The 17,234-nt window shown below is 70.3% G+C and carries 14 protein-coding genes, 1 tRNA gene and 2 pseudogenes; 9 read left to right on the forward strand and 8 right to left on the reverse strand.

The features are described 5' to 3' along the window. Nucleotides 1–66 precede the first annotated feature (66 nt). The 4 genes and pseudogenes from orn to HDC93_RS30180 all read left to right on the forward strand — a co-directional run. A complete protein-coding gene (gene orn, locus HDC93_RS30165) occupies nt 67–669 on the forward strand; it encodes an oligoribonuclease (RefSeq protein WP_185014008.1) in 603 nt (200 codons plus the stop codon). Between the two features lie 115 nt (nt 670–784). Next, nucleotides 785–857 (forward strand) — tRNA-His (locus HDC93_RS30170). A 131-nt stretch (nt 858–988) separates the two neighbouring features. Further along, nucleotides 989–2,179, forward strand: coding sequence for an MFS transporter (locus tag HDC93_RS30175; protein ID WP_185014009.1), 1,191 nt, complete (start codon nt 989–991; stop codon nt 2,177–2,179). A 21-nt stretch (nt 2,180–2,200) separates the two neighbouring features. Continuing rightward, nucleotides 2,201–2,669, forward strand: a pseudogene (locus tag HDC93_RS30180) (NUDIX hydrolase); the annotation flags it as partial. Nucleotides 2,670–2,900: 231 nt separating this feature from the next. Here the strand turns inward: HDC93_RS30180 and HDC93_RS30185 are convergent. After that, nucleotides 2,901–3,956, reverse strand: a complete 1,056-nt coding sequence (locus tag HDC93_RS30185) for a LacI family DNA-binding transcriptional regulator (RefSeq protein WP_185014010.1) — start codon at nt 3,954–3,956, stop codon at nt 2,901–2,903. 609 nt (nt 3,957–4,565) lie between these two features. On the opposite strand from HDC93_RS30185, the gene HDC93_RS30190 reads away from it, so the two are divergent. The 4 genes from HDC93_RS30190 to HDC93_RS30205 all read left to right on the forward strand — a co-directional run bounded on the left by HDC93_RS30190 (nt 4,566) and on the right by HDC93_RS30205 (nt 9,360). After that, entirely contained in the window at nt 4,566–5,888 is a 1,323-nt protein-coding gene (locus HDC93_RS30190; protein ID WP_185014011.1) for an ABC transporter substrate-binding protein, read from the forward strand. A gap of 5 nt (nt 5,889–5,893) precedes the next feature. Further along, nucleotides 5,894–6,907, forward strand: a complete 1,014-nt coding sequence (locus tag HDC93_RS30195; protein ID WP_185014012.1) for a carbohydrate ABC transporter permease — start codon at nt 5,894–5,896, stop codon at nt 6,905–6,907. A 12-nt stretch (nt 6,908–6,919) separates the two neighbouring features. Then, nucleotides 6,920–7,828, forward strand: a complete 909-nt coding sequence (locus HDC93_RS30200) for a carbohydrate ABC transporter permease (protein ID WP_102912406.1) — start codon at nt 6,920–6,922, stop codon at nt 7,826–7,828. A 95-nt stretch (nt 7,829–7,923) separates the two neighbouring features. Continuing rightward, the gene (locus HDC93_RS30205) at nt 7,924–9,360 is read left to right on the forward strand and encodes a GH1 family beta-glucosidase (protein WP_185014013.1); all 1,437 of its coding nucleotides are present in this window, start codon (nt 7,924–7,926) and stop codon (nt 9,358–9,360) included. A gap of 62 nt (nt 9,361–9,422) precedes the next feature. Here the strand turns inward: HDC93_RS30205 and HDC93_RS30210 are convergent. From HDC93_RS30210 to HDC93_RS30235, 6 genes and pseudogenes are all read right to left on the reverse strand, one after another. Next, nucleotides 9,423–9,635: pseudogene (locus HDC93_RS30210) on the reverse strand (alpha-galactosidase); the annotation flags it as partial. Between the two features lie 25 nt (nt 9,636–9,660). Next, nucleotides 9,661–10,602: a carbohydrate ABC transporter permease gene (locus tag HDC93_RS30215; RefSeq protein WP_260419836.1), complete on the reverse strand. Its 942-nt coding sequence runs from the start codon at nt 10,600–10,602 to the stop codon at nt 9,661–9,663. Continuing rightward, entirely contained in the window at nt 10,599–11,582 is a 984-nt protein-coding gene (locus tag HDC93_RS30220; RefSeq protein ID WP_185014014.1) for a carbohydrate ABC transporter permease, read from the reverse strand. Before HDC93_RS30220 ends, HDC93_RS30215 begins: the two co-directional genes overlap by 4 nt. A gap of 32 nt (nt 11,583–11,614) precedes the next feature. Next, nucleotides 11,615–12,928, reverse strand: coding sequence for an ABC transporter substrate-binding protein (locus HDC93_RS30225; RefSeq protein WP_185014015.1), 1,314 nt, complete (start codon nt 12,926–12,928; stop codon nt 11,615–11,617). A 186-nt stretch (nt 12,929–13,114) separates the two neighbouring features. Further along, the gene (locus HDC93_RS30230; RefSeq protein ID WP_185014016.1) at nt 13,115–14,512 is read right to left on the reverse strand and encodes a HAMP domain-containing sensor histidine kinase; all 1,398 of its coding nucleotides are present in this window, start codon (nt 14,510–14,512) and stop codon (nt 13,115–13,117) included. Beyond that, nucleotides 14,509–15,207 carry a response regulator transcription factor gene (locus HDC93_RS30235; protein ID WP_185014017.1) on the reverse strand — a complete coding sequence of 233 codons (699 nt, stop codon included), beginning with the start codon at nt 15,205–15,207 and terminating at the stop codon, nt 14,509–14,511. The genes HDC93_RS30230 and HDC93_RS30235 overlap by 4 nt, the downstream gene beginning before the upstream one ends. A 131-nt stretch (nt 15,208–15,338) precedes the next feature. Here HDC93_RS30235 and HDC93_RS30240 point away from each other — a divergent pair, with 131 nt between their 5' ends. Beyond that, the gene (locus HDC93_RS30240; protein ID WP_185014018.1) at nt 15,339–15,863 is read left to right on the forward strand and encodes a hypothetical protein; all 525 of its coding nucleotides are present in this window, start codon (nt 15,339–15,341) and stop codon (nt 15,861–15,863) included. Between the two features lie 325 nt (nt 15,864–16,188). On the opposite strand, the gene HDC93_RS30245 is transcribed toward HDC93_RS30240, so the two are convergent. After that, complete coding sequence (locus tag HDC93_RS30245; protein ID WP_185014019.1) at nt 16,189–17,058, reverse strand: spermidine synthase; 870 nt, start codon at nt 17,056–17,058, stop codon at nt 16,189–16,191. Between the last annotated feature and the right edge of the window lie 176 nt (nt 17,059–17,234).

Here is a 17,234-nt window from a genome sequence, read left to right on the forward strand (position 1 = left end):
GCGGGCCCTTCGGCTTTCCCGGCACGGGCGGCCCGGCCGGTGGCGGCGGGCCGTAGGGTTAGACACATGAACGATCGCATGGTGTGGATCGACTGCGAGATGACCGGCCTCTCGCTGTCGGACGACGCGCTCATCGAGGTGGCCGCCCTCGTGACCGACTCCGAGCTGAACGTGCTCGGCGAGGGCGTGGACATCGTCATCCGGCCGCCGGATCAGGCGCTGGAGACGATGCCGGACGTGGTGCGTCAGATGCACACCGCCTCGGGGCTGCTCGAGGAGCTCGCCGGCGGCACGACGCTGAAGGACGCCGAGGACCAGGTCCTGACGTACGTGAGGGAGTTCGTCAAGGAGCCGGGCAAGGCCCCGCTGTGCGGGAACTCCGTCGGCACCGACCGCGGCTTCCTGCTGCGTGACATGGCGACGCTGGAGAGCTACCTCCACTACCGGATCGTCGACGTGTCGTCGATCAAGGAGCTGGCGCGCCGCTGGTACCCACGGGCGTACTTCAACAGCCCGCAGAAGAACGGCAACCACCGCGCGCTCGCCGACATCCGCGAGTCCATCGCGGAGCTGCGGTACTACCGCGAGGCCCTGTTCGTCCCGCAGCCCGGGCCCGACTCGGACACCGCGCGGACGATCGCCGCGAAGCACGTCCTGCCTGCTCAGTAGGCAGAACGGGGGGCCGTCGGGGGGCGCGGAGAAAGCCGGGCGCGAGCACCCCTTCGGACCCTGTACACTTTTTCTCGGCCGGTCGGGGACATCACTGATCTCCAAGCCGGTCATGGTGGGTGTAGCTCAGCTGGTAGAGCACCTGGTTGTGGTCCAGGATGCCGCGGGTTCGAGTCCCGTCACTCACCCTGAGTATTCAGCCGGTGGTCTCGGAAGAGGCCACCGGCTGAAGCGTTTCCAAGCGCGGGTGTTTCCGGCGCGCGTGTTTCCAGCGCGCCGGTCGAGGGCGCGTCCGCGGGCCGCGGCTACCGTCGGCCGCATGGACGGTGGACGCCCGGGATGGCGCGCGTGTGTGCTCGGCGGGGCGGTCTTCGCCGTCTGCATGGCCGGCACCACACTCCCGACTCCCCTCTATCCCCTCTACCAGGACAAGTTCGGCTTCTCCGAGCTGACGGTCACCGTGGTCTACGCCCTGTACGCCTTCGCGGTGATCGGTGTGCTGCTGCTGGTCGGCAACGCCTCGGACGCCGTGGGCCGGCGCCCGGTGCTGCTGTGCGGTCTGGGCTTCGCGGCGCTGAGTGCCGTCTGCTTCCTGTGCGCCACCGGGCTCGGCTGGCTCTATGGGGGACGGCTGCTGTCGGGACTGTCCGCCGGGCTGTTCACCGGAGCCGCCACGGCGTACGTGATGGAGCTGGCGCCCGAGGGCGGTGCCTCCCGGGCCACGTTCGTGGCGACGGCCGCCAACATGGGCGGACTGGGCTGCGGCCCGCTGCTCTCCGGGCTTCTCGCACAGTACGCACCCTGGCCGCTGTACCTGCCGTTCGTCACCCACCTCGCCCTGGTGGCCGTCTCGGCCGCCGTCCTGCTGCGGCTCGCGGAGACGGTACGGAAACGGCAGCCGCTGCGCTCCGTACGCCCGCAGCGTCCCGTACTGCCCCCGCAGGTGCGCGCGGTGTTCGGCCCCGCCGCCACCGCCTCCTTCGTCGGCTTCGCCCTGTTCGGGGTGTTCACCTCCGTCAGCCCTGCCTTCCTCGTGGAGTCCCTGGACGTCGACGACCACGCCGTGAGCGGGCTGATCGTCGCGCTGGCCTTCTTCTCCTCGACGGCCGGACAACTGGCGGTCGGCCGGGTCGGCGTACGGCGTTCCCTGCCGCTGGGCTGCGCCGGGCTCCTCGCCGGGCTGGCGCTGCTCGCCGGTGCGCTGCGGTGGGACCAGATGGCCCTGCTGGTCGCCAGCGCGCTCATCGGCGGAATCGGCCAGGGCCTGGCGTTCCGCGGCGCCCTGTCCGACGTGGCCGAGGCCTCGCCGGAGCACCAGCGGGCGGCGGTGATCTCGACGCTGTTCGTGGTGGCCTACACGGGCATCTCCGTCCCGGTGATCGGCGTCGGCCTGCTGACCGGGCCGATCGGCCTGGAGGGGGCCGGGCTGGTGTTCATCGCCTGCATGGCCGTCCTGGTCGTGACGGCGGCGGTGTATCTGCTGCGACGGCCTGCGCCGGCTCGGGTGTGAGGGCGTGGGACCGTGACGCCCATGAGTGAGCGGGTGGAACGGGTCGGCGAGCAGGACCGGGTGCTCGGGGTGGCCGACCGGGACGGGCGATCCGCGAGGGCCGGCCGCACCGGGTCGCGGCGACGGTCTGCCGAGACGCTCGGGGCCGCGTCCTGGTGCACCGCAGGCCGGAGCACCTGTCCCGCTTCCCGGGCCACCACGACTGGCTGATCGGCGGGGCCGTCGAGGTCGGCGAGTCCTACGAGGAGGCCGCGGTCCGGGAGTTGACGGAGGAGCTGGGCGTCCGGGCACGGGTGCGGGTTCGTCTTCACTCTGCCGGGGAGCGATCAGCCCTTACTGGCTCGGGGTGCACGAGGCCGTCGTGACGGAGCCCCTCACCCCCGACCCGTCCGAGATCGCCTGGCACGGCTGGTTCAGCGAGGCGGAGTTCCGGGAGGTGATCCGGGAGCGGCTGTTCGTGCCCGACGGCCTGGCAGCCCTGCGGCGCCACCCCGGTCTCGGCCCGCGGACCGCCGTCACGCCCTGGGGGGCTTCTGACGGATCTCCGCGGAGGAAAGAGCGGCGTGCGGTGCGTGTTCTCGGCGTGCCGGACGGAAGGTCTCGTAGCGGAGCCACCAGGCCTATCGTCCGGTGCGGCGAGAGCGCGTGCCGGGCGTCGCGACGCCGCGGAGATCCGTCAGAAGCCCCCTGGCCGACTCCCCCGCGCCCGTGGGCCGTTGCGTCACGAGGAGGACCGGGACACCAGCTCCGTGGCCAGGACCATCTGCCGGCGCTCCAGGCCCCGGGACGCCAGCGGACGGCGGTCGGCGACCTCGGTGAGCAGGAGGTCTATCATCCGGCGACCCATCTCCTCTATGGGCTGGCGGACGCTGGTCAGCGGCGGTTCCATGTGGCGGGCGATGGCGGAGTCGTCGTAGCCGACGAGCGCCACGTCCTCCGGAATGCGGCGGCCCGCATCGCGCAGCGCCCGGCGGGCGCCGGCCGCGGTGACGTCGGAGGCGGCGAAGACCGCGTCGATGTCGGGGTGGCGCTCCAGCAGGGCCGCCATGGCCCGGTGTCCGCCCTCTTCTGTGAAGTCCCCCGCCTCGATCAGCCCCTCGTCCACCCCGAGGCCGGCGTCGCTCATGGCCTCGCGGTAGCCGTCGACACGGCGCTGGGCACCGTAGACGTCGAGGCGGCCGGTGATGTGGGCCACCCGGCTCCGGCCCCGGGACAGCAGGTGCTCGACGGCCTGGCGGGCGCCGCCGTAGTTGTCCGAGTCGACGGACGGCAGGGTCTCCGCCGACGAGCGCGGTCCGCTGATCACCGCGGGGATCTCCAGCTGGGCCAGCAGGTCGGGCAGCGGGTCGTCCGCGTGCACCGAGACGAGCAGGACGCCGTCCACGCGGTGGGCCGCCAGGTACTGGGCGAGGCGGGCGCGTTCCCGGTCACTGCCCGCGAAGATCAGCAGCAGCTGCATCTCCGTGTCGGACAGCGCCGACCCGACGCCCTTCAGCATGTCCGAGAAGTACGGCTCCGCGAAGAACCGGGTCTCCGGCTCGGGGACGACCAGCGCGATCGCGTCCGTACGGTTGGCGGCCAGGGCACGGGCCGCGGTGTTGGGGACGTAGCCGAGCTCCGCGACCGCTGCCTCGACGGCCGCGCGGGTCGCGTCGCTGACCCGGGGCGAGCCGTTGATCACCCGCGAGACGGTACCGCGGCCGACACCGGCGCGCGCCGCCACCTCTTCGAGGGTGGGCCGGCCACCACTTCGGCCCCGCGCTCCGTGGGTTGCCATGGGCTCCGCCTTCCCTCCACACCCGCACTCTGCGACTGGCCTGGAATTTAACAGGCTCGTCAGCTGTGACGGCCCTCGCCGAGGCTCGTCGCCCCGGCCCTCCGTTGCGGCCGGACGATCCGGCGCGACCGGTGGTCCGACTGCGTCGATTCAACCGGCCCGGGACTTCGACATCGGCCCGAGCGGTCTCTTCTTCCTGTCAGCCTTGGGTTCGCCGCACCCGGGCTGACAGCCCGACAAGTCAGCTGCCTGCCGCCACTGCCGCCAGGCTTGCGCTGCGGGCACCACTGGCCGTGGTGTTCCGAACAGATCAACCTCCTTCGAACGAGCGACTGCCCCAGCGTCGCCCCTCGTCTCTTTCCAACAGAGCTGAACCAGCCAGGACATGGCCACGACGACGGAAACATCTCGAAGCTATATAGCGCCGTCCACTCCCTTGACACCCTCGCCGGGACCGGGGACTCTTCAACACATCACTGGTGGGAGCGCTCCCACACTACCTGACACATACACAACCCGCACGTTCCCCGCCCGAGCCTTAAGCGCGTAAAACGGTCCGACAATGCAGTTGGCCGGGGGGTCGGCACGTCAGGGCAACAGGAGGACGACATGCGAGCACGCATCCGAACCGCCCGCAAGGCGATGGTCGTCGCGGCCGTCGCGTCGCTGGGCGCCGGGCTGCTGGCCGGCTGTGCCGACGACGGCGGAAGCGGCTCGTCGTCGAGCGGCGGCAGCGGCGACAGCGGCGGCAAGACCAAGATCACTCTGGGGCTCTTCGGCACCTTCGGCTTCGAGGAGGCCGGCCTCTACAAGGAGTACGAGAAGCTCCACCCGGACATCGACATCCAGCAGACGGTCGTCGAGCGGAATGAGAACTACTACCCCACCCTGGTCAACCACCTGACCACCAACAGCGGCCTGCAGGACATCCAGGGCGTCGAGGTCGGCAACATCGCCGAGATCGTCAAGACCCAGTCCGCCAAGCTGCTGGACCTCTCCAAGTACGGCGAGAAGAGCGACTACCTGGAGTGGAAGTGGCAGCAGGCCACCACCGAGGGCGGTGAGACCGTCGGCCTGGGCACGGACGTCGGCCCGATGGCCATCTGCTACCGCAAGGACCTCTTCGAGAAGGCCGGTCTGCCCACCGACCGCGAGGAGGTCGCCAAACTGTGGGCCGGTGACTGGAAGAAGCTGGTCGAGGTCGGCGAGGACTACAAGAAGAAGGCTCCGAAGGGCACCACCTTCCTGGACTCCCCCGGCGGTCTGCTCCAGGCGATTCTCAGCAGTGAGAAGGACCGCTTCTACGACTCCTCCGGCAAGGTCATATACAAGTCGAACCCGGCTGTGAAGGACGCGTTCGACCTCACCGCGAAGGCTGCCGAGGACGGACTGATCGGCAACCAGACTCAGTTCCAGCCCGCTTGGGACACGACGATCGCCAACAGCAAGTTCGCCGCGATGTCCTGCCCGCCGTGGATGCTCGGCTACATCAAGGGCAAGTCGAAGCCGGACGCCAAGGGCAAGTGGGACGTGGCCGCGTCGCCGAAGTCCGGCAACTGGGGCGGTTCCTTCCTGGCAGTTCCCAAGTCGGGCAAGAACGCCGAGGAGGCCGCGAAGCTGGCCGCCTGGCTGACCGCACCCGAGCAGCAGGCCAAGCTGTTCGCCGTGCAGGGCAGCTTCCCGAGCACCCCGGCGGCCTACGAGTCGGACGCGGTGAAGAGCGCCAAGAACGAGATGACCGGTGACGCGCCGATCGGCACCATCTTCGCCGCGGCCGCCAAGAGCAGCCCGGTACAGACGATCGGCCCGAAGGACCAGATCATCCAGCAGGGTCTGACGGACAACGGCGTCATCCTCGTCACCCAGGGCAAGTCGCCCGAGGAGGCGTGGAACACGGCCGTCAAGACCATCGACAACAACCTGGACCAGTGACCGGAATGGCATCCAGGCACGACACCGCCGCGCCCCCCGTGCAGGAGGGGGGCGCGGCCCCGGGCCGCCCGCCGGCCGACGCGGACACGGAGCGGGCGAGGAAGAAGCGCGCCCGGCTCTCCCGTCGCTGGCAACGCGACATGCGGTGGAGCCCCTACGCGTTCGTCTCGCCCTTCTTCCTGCTCTTCCTCGCGTTCGGCCTGTTCCCGCTGCTGTACACCGGCTGGGCCTCGCTCCACCAGGTAGAGCTGACGGCACCCACGGACATGTCCTGGGTCGGGCTGCGCAACTACACCCGGATCTTCGACGACGACTTCTTCTGGAACGCGGCGAAGAACACCCTGACGATCGGCATCATCTCCACGGTTCCGCAGCTGCTGATGGCCATGGGCCTGGCACACATCCTCAACTACAAGCTGCGCGGCTCCACCTTCTACCGCGTCGTCATGCTGGCGCCCTACGCCACGTCGATCGCCGCCGCCTCGCTGGTCTTCGTGCTGCTCTTCGGTCGCGACTACGGCATGATCAACTGGGCGCTGAACGCGGTCGGCATCGACCACGTCGACTGGCAGAACGACAAGTGGCCTTCCCAGATCGCCGTGTCCAGCATCATCGTCTGGCGCTGGACGGGGTACAACGCGCTGATCTACCTGGCCGCGATGCAGGCGATCCCGCAGGACCTCTACGAGTCGGCGGCACTGGACGGAGCCAGCCGTTGGCGGCAGTTCCTCCACGTCACGCTGCCCTCGCTGCGTCCGACGATCCTGTTCACAGTCGTGGTGTCGACCATCGGCGCCTCGCAGGTGTTCGGTGAGCCGCTGCTGTTCGACGCGAACAAGGGCGCCTCCGGCGGATCCCAGCACCAGTTCCAGACGCTCGGCCTGTACCTGTACGAGCAGGGCTGGATCAACCAGCACCTGGGCCGCGCCTCCGCCATCGCCTGGACGATGTTCCTGATCCTCATCGTGATCGGGGTCGTCAACTACGTCATCTCGCGCCGGCTGCGCGCCAGTAGCTAAGGAGAACCGGCCGTGACGACGACCCTGACGAAACCCCCGGCCGACGCGGTCCCCGAGCCGCCGAAGCGCTCACGTGGCATGAAGGCGGCACGCGCGGGCGGGCAGCTGCACGCCGGCCCGGTGGCGTACGTCATTCTTGCCCTCTTCACCGTCATCTCGCTGTTCCCGCTGGTGTGGACAGCTATCGCCGCCTCGCGCGACAACCAGCGTCTGGCGCAGACCCCGCCGCCGTTCTGGTTCGGCTCCGGCCTCTTCGACAAGCTCGAAGTGGCCTGGACGGACGCCAACCTGGGGGAAGCGTTCCTCAACACCACCCTGGTGGCCGGCATCTCGTCGTTCACCATCGTGTTCCTGTCGACGATCGCCGGATTCGCCTTCGCCAAGCTGCGCTTCAAGGGCCGCGGCGCGGCGATGCTGGTGGTGATCGGCACGATGATGGTGCCGCCGCAGCTCAGCATCATCCCGCTGTACATGATGGTCGCGAAGCTCGACTGGACGGACCAGCTCCAAGCGGTGATCTTCCCGTCGCTGGTGAGCGCGTTCGGTGTGTTCTTCATGCGGCAGTACCTGATCCAGGCGCTGCCGGACGAGATCATCGAGGCGGCCCGGGTGGACGGCGCGAGCAGCTGGCGCGTGGTGTGGCACGTGGTGTTCCCGACCGCGCGGCCCGCCATGGCCGTCCTGGGCATGCTGATGTTCGTGCAGACCTGGAACGACTTCCTGTGGCCCTTCCTGGTCCTGACCCAGACCGGCAACCCGACCGTGCAGGTGGCGGTGGCGGGGCTGGGACGCGGCTACACCCCGGACCAGTCGCTGATCATGGCCGGCGCCCTGCTGGGCACACTGCCGCTCCTGATCGTCTTCGCGATCTTCGGCAAGCAGATCGTCGGTGGCATCATGCAGGGCGCCGTCAAGGGCTGAGTCCCGCTTTCCCAGGGGCCGAGCCACAGCCGCCTCGGCCCCTTTCCCCTCCCCCTCCACTCGTCGGTCCATACGACCCCCCTGGGAGCGCTTCCATGCCTGACTCCGAGTACCCGGCCACCCCGGTGACCTTTCCCCCCGCCTTCCTGTGGGGCGCGGCGACGTCCGCGTACCAGATCGAGGGTGCGGTGCGGGAGGACGGCCGTACGCCGTCGATCTGGGACACCTTCAGCCACACGCCGGGCAAGACGGCCGGTGGCGAGACCGGTGACATCGCTGTCGACCACTACCACCGCTACCGCGACGACGTGGCGCTGATGGCGGAGCTGGGCCTGGGCGCCTACCGCTTCTCCATCTCGTGGTCGCGGGTGCAGCCGACCGGGCGGGGCCCGGCGGTGCAGAAGGGCCTGGACTTCTACCGGCGACTGGTGGACGAGCTGCTGGCCAAGAACATCAAGCCGGCCGTGACCCTCTACCACTGGGACCTGCCGCAGGAGCTGGAGGACGCGGGCGGCTGGCCGGAGCGCGACACGGCGCACCGGTTCGCGGAGTACGCGCAGATCGTCGGCGAGGCGCTGGGCGACCGGGTGGAGCAGTGGATCACGCTCAACGAGCCGTGGTGCAGCGCGTTCCTGGGCTATGCCTCCGGGGTGCACGCCCCGGGCCGTACGGACCCGGCGGCCTCGCTGCGTGCCGCGCACCATCTGAATCTGGCGCACGGGCTGGGCGCGTCGGCGCTGCGGTCGGTGATGCCGGCCCGCAACACGGTCGCGATCAGCCTCAACTCCTCGGTGGTGCGCCCGCTTTCGCAGGACCCGGCGGATCTGGACGCGGCCCGCAGGATCGACGACCTGGCCAACGGCGTGTTCCACGGGCCGATGCTGCACGGCGCCTACCCGGAGTCGCTGTACGTGGCGACGGCGTCCCTCACGGACTGGGACTTCGTCCTCGACGGCGACCTGGAGCTGATCAACCAGCCGCTGGACGCGCTGGGCCTCAACTACTACACGCCCTCGCTGGTCTCGGCGGCCGACGCGTCGGCTCGGGCGCCGCGCGCCGACGGTCACGGGGCGAGCGACCACTCGCCGTGGCCGGCCGCGGACGACGTCGCCTTCCACCAGACGCCCGGCGACCGCACGGAGATGGGCTGGACGATCGACCCGACCGGTCTGTACGAGCTGATCATGCGCTACACCCGGGAGGCGCCGGGCCTGCCGCTGTACATCACGGAGAACGGCGCTGCCTACGACGACAAGATCGACTCCGACGGCCGGGTGCACGACCCGGAGCGGGTCGCCTATCTGCACGGCCACCTGTCGGCGGTCCGCCGGGCGATCGCGGACGGCGCGGACGTCCGGGGCTACTACCTGTGGTCCCTGATGGACAACTTCGAGTGGGCGTACGGCTACGGCAAGCGCTTCGGCGCGGTCTACGTGGACTACGCGACGCTGGAACGCACGCCGAAGACGAGCGCCCTCTGGTACGGCCGGGCGGCGCGGACCGGCGCGCTGCCCGAGGCCGAGGCGGTCTGACCGACGGGGGAACGGGGGTGGGGCGCGGCACGATTAGGGGAGTGCCGCGCCCCGGCCGTCTCTCAGCGGCGGGTGCCCGACAGGAACCGGCGGGTCGTCTCCACGCCCCACGGGTCCAGGGACAGCAGCCGGTCGCTGGAGGCCATCAGACGCCCGGTGGACTCCACGTGCGCCGCCCCCTGTTCGCGGGTCTCGACCGCCGGGCGGGCCATCAGGCAGTCCGGGTCGTTGGTCCAGAGGCGCTGGTGCTGCCACTGGCGGGCCGGAGTCGTGAAGAGGTTCTCTTTCGGGGAGTGGGCGTCAGCCCTTGTTGGCGCCCAGGGTGAGGCCGCTGACGAACTGGCGCTGGAGCGCGAAGTACACGATCAGGGTCGGGATCGCGGTGAGCAGGGCTCCGGCGGCGACCAGGTTGGGGTCGGTGAAGTACTGGCCGGAGAGGTTGTTCAGCGCCGAGGTGATCGGCATGTTCTCGCCGGTGGAGATGAGGACGATCGCCCAGAAGAAGTCGTTGTAGATCCAGATGGAGAGCAGGGTGGCCAGGGCGGCCATGGCCGGTTTGCACAGGGGCAGCACGATCTGCCAGTACAGGCGCCAGACGGAGGCACCGTCGACCAGGGCGGCCTCGGTGAGTTCGTGCGGCAGGGAGCGCATGTAGTTGCTCAGCACGAAGGCGCAGAAGCCGGACTGGAACGCCACGTGGATCAGCACCAGGCCGAGCGCGGAGTCGTAGAGCTTGCCGCTCATGGTGATGCCGGGCAGGTCGATCAGCAGGTACAGCCGGTACAGCGGCGTGATGATGACCTGCTGGGGCAGCAGGTTGCCGGCCGTGAACACCAGCAGCAGGAACAGATTGACCCGGAAGTCGAAGCGGCTGACGTAGAAGGCGACCATCGACGACAACAGCAGCGTCAGCAGCACGGCCGGGACGGCGATCAGCAGCGTGTTGCCGAAGTAGTGCAGCATGTCCGACTGCTGGAAGGCGCCTGTGAAGTTGTCGAAGGTGAGCTTGTCGGGCCAGGAGACATAGCCCCTGGTGCTGGTCTCCCCGTACGGCCGCATCGCCGCGAGCAGCGCCCACAGCAGGGGCGCGAGCCAGGCCAGGGCCGTGACGACGAGGAAGGTGTGCAGCAGGATCCGGGCGGGGCGGATCGGGGTGCGCTGCCCCCGCGGGCCGCCAGAGTTCAAAGGGGCGGCGCGAAGCGCCACGTTCGGGGTGGTGGTGGGCGACGGGTGGGAGCTCATGCGCGCCGCTCCTTGTGGAAGGCGGCGATCAGATACGGGATGATCACCGCGAGCGATATCACCAGCAGGACGACGGCGATCGCGGAGCCGTATCCGATGCGGCTGGACTCGCCGATGATGTTGTTGGTCACCAGGATCGACAGCAGTTCGGTGCCCTGGGCGCCCTTGTTGAAGACGAAGACCAGGTCGAACGCGCGCAGCGCCTCGATGATCGTGACGACCAGGACGACGGTGTTGGTGGGCCGCAGGGTCGGGAAGATGACGTTTTTGAACGTCTGCCACTCACTGGCGCCGTCCAGGGCGGACGCCTCGCGCAGGGCGGGGTCGACGCTCTTCAGGCCGGCCAGGTAGAGGATCATCATGTAGCCGGCGTGCCGCCAGGACGCGGCGACGAGCACGGCCCACAGGTTGAGGTCCGGGTCGCCGATCCAGTCGATGTAGTGGCCGGGCTTGTTGGCGCCGATGATGCTGTTGATCAGGCCCGTGTCCGGGTTGTAGACCAGCTGCCAGACGAACCCGATGACCGCGAGCGACATCACGACCGGCAGGAAGAACGCGGTCTGGTAGACGCGGCTGAAGCGGATCTTCTTGTCCAGCTGCACGGCGAGGAACAGGCCGAAGGGCGTGGGCAGCAGGATGAGCACCACGAACCAGATCACGTTGTGCTCGACGGCGGGCCAGAACTGCGGGTTGCTGGTGAACAGTTCCCTGAAGTTCTGCAGTCCGACCCACTTGATGGAGTCGAAGCCGATGCCGTCCCAGGTGGTGAAGGCCAGCGCGATCGAAGCCAGCGCGGTCAGCCACACCAGGGCGACGTGCAGAATCGTTGGCACGCCCGCCATCAGGCCGAGCGTGAGGCGGTCGCGGCGGGTGAGCAGCCGCCGGTGCCCGTCGGGCGCCTTGGCGGACGGGGACGTGGGGGCGGGCTCCGGAGCGGGCGGGGTGGCCGGCTCCGGAGCATTCGCGGGTGTGGCGGTCATGTCGTGATCCGAGTCGTCGGGTCTCCGTTCGGTCAGGAGGAGGCGAAGATCGTCTTCTTCTGGCGTTCGATCGACGAGAGGATGCTGTCGATGTTCTTCGGGTTGCGGACGAAGTTCTGCAGCGCGGGCTGCATCACCGTCGAGGTGAAGTCCGGGCGGGAGTCGCGGTCCATGAACTGCGTCAGGCTCTTCGCGCCGGAGATCATCTCGTAGGACTTCTTCTGCAGCGCGGTGTAGGAAGAGGTGTCGGCCTTGGTGGAGGCGGCCACCACGCTGGAGTCGGCCTTGAGGTAGATCTGCTCGGCCTCGGGCGTGCCCAGGTACTCCAGGAGCTTGACGGCGCCGTCGCGGTTCTTCGGGGCCTTGGAGAGCATGAAGCCGTCGGTGGGCGCCTCGACGGTCTCCTGCCCGAACTGCGGGTCGATCTCCGGGAAGGCGAAGAAGTCCAGGTCGTCCAGGTCGGCCTTGTCGGTGAACTGCTGACCGACGAAGGTGCCCAGCAGGTACATGCCGGCCTTCTTGGCCACCAGTGTCTGCGCCGCGTCCTGCCAGGTACGGCCCACCGCGCCCTCCTGGTGGTAGGGCAGGATCTCCGTCCAGTGGTCGAAGACCTTGCGCACCTTGGCGTCGGTCCAGGACGCCTTGCCGGCCATCAGCTCGACGTGGAAGTCGTAGCCGTTGGTGCGGAAGTTGATCTGGTCGAAGGTGCCCATCGCGGGCCAGGCGTCCTTGTCGCCGAAGGCGATCGGGACGAGCCCGTCCTTCTGCATCCGCTTGCACAGGGCGACGAAGTCGTCCCAGGTGGTGGGGACCTTGTAGCCGTGCTGGGCGAAGACGCTCCTGCGGTAGAACACCGCCCACGGGTACGTGTACAGCGGCACGAAGTAGTACTTGCCGTCCTCGCCCTTGCTGAGCTTCTGCATCGCTGCGGGGAAGTTGCCGCCGATCTTCTGCCACACGTCGTCGATCGGCGTGGCCAGCTTCTTCGAGGCGAAGAACTGCATGCGGTAGCCGGCGAACCAGGTGAACACGTCGTCGGGCGTGCCCTGCAGGTAGGAGTTGATCTGCTCCTGGAACGTGTTGTGGTCCTTGGTGTTCACGTCGACCTTGATGCCGGACTTCTTGGTGAAGGCGGCGTAGATCTCCGCGAACGCCTTCTTCGGCACGGCGTCGGACGAGTTGGAGCCGAGACTGACCGTCTTCGGGTCGGCGGTCGAGCCGCTGCCGCCGCAGGCGCTCAGCAGGGGTATGCCGGCGCCGAGCAGGGCCGCGCCGCCCATTCCGCGCAGCAGGGTGCGGCGGCTGGGAGCGGGGAGGGAGAGACCGGAGGGAGAGAGGTCGCGCATGGACGGCTCCTGAAGGCAGGGTTCGGCCACGAGGGTATGGCGTGAAATCCAGTCGCAATCGACCAGAAATCAACTCGACCGAACACGGTGGCGCAATGACAGCCGCATGTCCGGTCATGCGTCAAGAGCCGGTCCGTGCATTTGTCGAAACGTGACCGTCCCGTGAAGGCGGCGGTCCGGGAGCGCTCAGTGGGTCCGGGAACGGCTGTACACGGCAGCGAATCTGCCGGGGCGGCGGCGCCGCATCTGCCGGTGTCCTCCGCTCGCGGGGGCGCGGCCGTCCAGCTGGATCCAGATCCGCACCTCGGTGCCGCCGAGCACCGAGGATCCGAGCCGTACGTCACCGCCGGTGGACTCCGCGAGCCGGCGCACGATGTCCAGGCCGAGCCCGGTGGAGCCGTCGCTGCCGGAGCCGCGGCCCCGCGCCATCGCGGCCTCGGGGTCGGGTATGCCGGGACCCGCGTCGGAGACGAGGACGATCACCGCGTCCTCGCCGTTGTGCACGTCGACCGCGAAGGCGGTGCCCTCCGCGGTGTGCCGGAAGACGTTCCCCAGCAGCGCGTCGAGTGCGGCGGCCAGGTCGGCGCGGGCCACGGGTATGCGCACCGGCCGGTCGGCCCCGGCCACCCGCCACTTGCGGCCCTCGTCCTCGGCGAGCGCCGACCAGAACGCCATCCGCTCCCGGACCACCTCGGCCGCGTCGCACCCGGCGCCCGGACCGGCCGCGGCCGTCTGCGGTTTGGCCTCCCGGGCCGTACGGATGATGGTGTCGACCTCGCGCTCCAGCTGCTCGACCGCGGTCCGGGTCTGGTCCGCGGCCGGGCCCTCCCCCAGTGAGGCGGTGTTGAGCCGCAGCACGGTCAAGGGTGTCCGCAGCCGGTGGGACAGGTCGGCCGCGAGCTCCCGCTCGTTCGCCAGGAGCTGGACGACCTGGTCGGCCATCGAGTTGAACGCGACCGCCGCGAGCCGCAGTTCGCTCGGGCCCTCCTCGGGCACGCGGGCGCCGAGCCGGCCCTCCCCCAGGTCGTGCGCCCCCTCGACCAGACGCTGTGCGGGCCGGACCATGCGGACGCCCAGCCGGTCGGCGACCGCGACCGAACCGAGGATCAGCGCCACCCCGACCCCGGCGAGCACCGCCCAGGCGGTCCCCACGCCGTTGGTGACGTCGGACTCGGGCACGTACACCTCGACGACCGCGATCTTGCCGGTGCTGAGGGCGACCGGCTGGAGCAGTGTCCAGCCGCCGGTGACGCCGGTGGTGGAGGCGCGGCCCAGCTTCCGCACGGCCGCGATGTCCTCGTCGGTGGCGCGGCGGCGCCCGAGTTCGAGGGCCTCATGGCCGTCACCCGCCGGGAGGTGGACGGCCATCCCGGCGTCGGAGCCGGCCGAGGCGACGACCCGCTCCAGCTGGTCGCGGTCGGTGGTGATGGACAGGGCGGGGGCGACGGCCGCGGCCTCCCGCTCGGCGTTGGAGAAGGCACGGTCGCGGGCCATCTCGCGGATGACGAGTCCGAGCGGTACGGCGAAGGCCAGCACGACCATGGTGGTCACCGCCAGCGACACCTTGACCAGGGCCCACCTCATCGCGGCGCCCCCGGTGGTTCGAGCTTCACTCCGACGCCCCGCAGGGTGTGCAGATAGCGCGGGCTGGCCGCCGTCTCGCCCAGTTTCCTGCGCAGCCAGGACAGATGGACGTCGATGGTCTGGTCGTCGCCGTAGGACTGCTGCCACACCTCGGCGAGCAGCTCCTTGCGGGGGACGACGACGCCGGGCCGGCCGGCGAGGAAGGCGAGCAGGTCGAACTCGCGCCGGGTGAGGTCGAGTCGCGCGCCGTCCAGCTCGGCCTGGCGGCGCTGCGGGTCGAGGGTCAGGCCGCCGACCCGGATCACGGGGGACGGTTGCCCTTCCGCGGCGCCGGAGCGGGCGCGGCGCAGCACGGCCGCCATCCGGGCCGAGAGGTGCTCGACCGAGAAGGGTTTGGTGAGGTAGTCGTCCGCCCCGGCGTTCAACAGCCGTACGATCTCGGTCTCGTCGTCCCGGGCCGTGGCGACGATCACCGGCACGTCCGTGATCCCGCGCAGCATCTTCAGGGCCTCGGACCCGTCGAGATCGGGCAGTCCGAGGTCCAGGATCACCACGTCGAAGCGGACATGGGCGACCTCGCGCAGCGCCTCCAGCGCCGTCCCGACGCTGCGCACGGTGTGCGAGGCGTCGGTCAGGTGCCGGATCAGCGCCGAGCGTACGAACTGGTCGTCCTCGACCACGAGAACACTTGCCATGCGCCGCACCGTACGCCATCTCGAACAGCCGGGTGCGGGCCTGTGGACAACTCCCCGGCTGTGGACAACTGCGTACCGCGGGACGCCGTTTGCGGGCCACGCGTGGGGCGCGTGAGGCAGTATGACCCGCGATGCGCAGAGGACTCGTACACGGACTGGCCTGGCTGCTCGCCACGGGCGCGGCGGTCACGCTGTCGTGGTGGGGTGTCCACACGGTGATGGCGGGAACGGCCTACGACCCGCCGCGTGCCCTGCCCGTCAAGGCCGCCGACGCGGCCACGCGGGAGCCGAGGGCGCTGGCCACGCCGGAGCCGGAACGGACGCCTCCGCCGAAGCGGCGGCAGCCGAGCACGCCTCCGGCGTCCGCGTCCGGGAAGCCCTCCCCCTCCCCCACCCCGTCCACGTCCTCGCCCGGCACCGCCCCCGCCGCCTCCGGCCGCGTCAAGAGCTACGACACCGACGGCGGCCGGGCGGTCTTCGACCTGGGCAGGACCTCCGCCTCGCTCGTCTCGGCGACGCCCGGGGCGGGCTGGTCGATGCAGGTGTGGAAGACGGAGTCGTGGATCCGCGTGGAGTTCTCCTCGGGAGCGGACCGGGTGTCGGTGTTCTGCACCTGGCACGACGGGCCGCCGCGGGTGGAGATCGGGACCTACTGAATGCGGTACGCGGTGATCGGCGTCTGCTGGGGGCCGTCGGCGGGCATCGGCGTCCCTCGAGTGCCGTCGGGGGTCTGCCCAGTGCGATCGGGGGCCTGTCGAGTGCCGTCGGGGGCCTGTCGAGTGCCGTCGGGGGCCTGTCGAGTGCCGTCGGGGGCCTGTCGAGTGCCGTCGGGGGTCTGTCGAGTGCCGTCGGGGGTCTGCCCAGTGCGATCGGGGGTCTGTCGAGTGCCGTCGGGGGTCTGCCCAGTGCGATCGGGGGCCTGTCGAGTGCCGTCGGGGGTCTGCCCAGTGCGATCGGGGGCCTGTCGAGTGCCGTCGGGGGTCATCTGAACACCGACGCGGGTGGTGCGGGCGACGCCACCGCCGCTACGTCCGTGACGGGCGCGGCCCCGCCGGTGAAGTCCGTGAGGGTCCTGCCGTGCTCGACCCGGGCGGGATGCGGGTCGGAGGCGGCGAGGCGGGTCAGCTCGGCGACGGGCAGCGGGTGGTCGGAGGCGACCAGGACCGCGTTCCCGAAGCGCTTGCCGCGCAGCACCGCCGGATCCGCGACCAGCGCGAGCTCCTCGAACCGGGCGGCGGCGGTGGCGATCTGGCCCCGCAGGTGGGCGAGCGGCGGTCCGTCGGCGAGGTTGGCGGCGTAGACCCCGCCGGGCTTGAGGGCCCTGCGCACGTCGTCGAGGAACTCGGTCGTGGTCAGGTGGGCCGGTGTCCGGGCCCCGCTGAACACGTCGGTGATGACGAGGTCGGCCCAGCCGTCCGGCACCTTGGCGAGGCCCTCGCGGGCGTCGGTGGAGCGCACCCGTATGCGCGCGTTCGGATCCAACGGCAGCTCGCGGCGGACCAGTTGGACAAGGGCGCCGTCCCGTTCGACGACCTGCTGGGTGGAGCGAGGCCGGGTGGCGGCGACGTAGCGCGCGAGGGTGAGGGCGCCGCCACCGAGGTGCACGGCGTGCACGGGCCGGCCGGGCGGGGCGACGAGGTCGATCACGTGCCCGAGGCGGCGCTGGTACTCGAAGGACAGGTACGCCGGGTCGTCCAGGTCGACGTGCGACTGCGGGGCCCCGTCGATCACCAGGGTCCGGGCCCGGGCCCGCTCGCGGTCGGGGATCAGCTCGGCGAGCCCGCCGTCGACGCTCTCGACGACGGCCTCCGCACCGGCCTGTCTGCGCCGGCCGCCCTTGGACTTTCCCATGGGGTCATTATCGGGGTGGACTGTTAAGCAGGGCGTACGCTCTGGCGGCCGGGCGTGCGGGGGCGTCAGCGGCAGGTGGCCGGGACGGCCCGGCGACAACCGGCCAGGGACGTCAGCGGCAAGCCGCCGGGACGACCCGAGCGACAACCGACCGGGCGCCTCAGCGGCAGATGGCG

The organism is Streptomyces sp. AK010 (assembly GCF_014207295.1).
Lineage (GTDB): Bacteria > Actinomycetota > Actinomycetes > Streptomycetales > Streptomycetaceae > Streptomyces > Streptomyces massasporeus.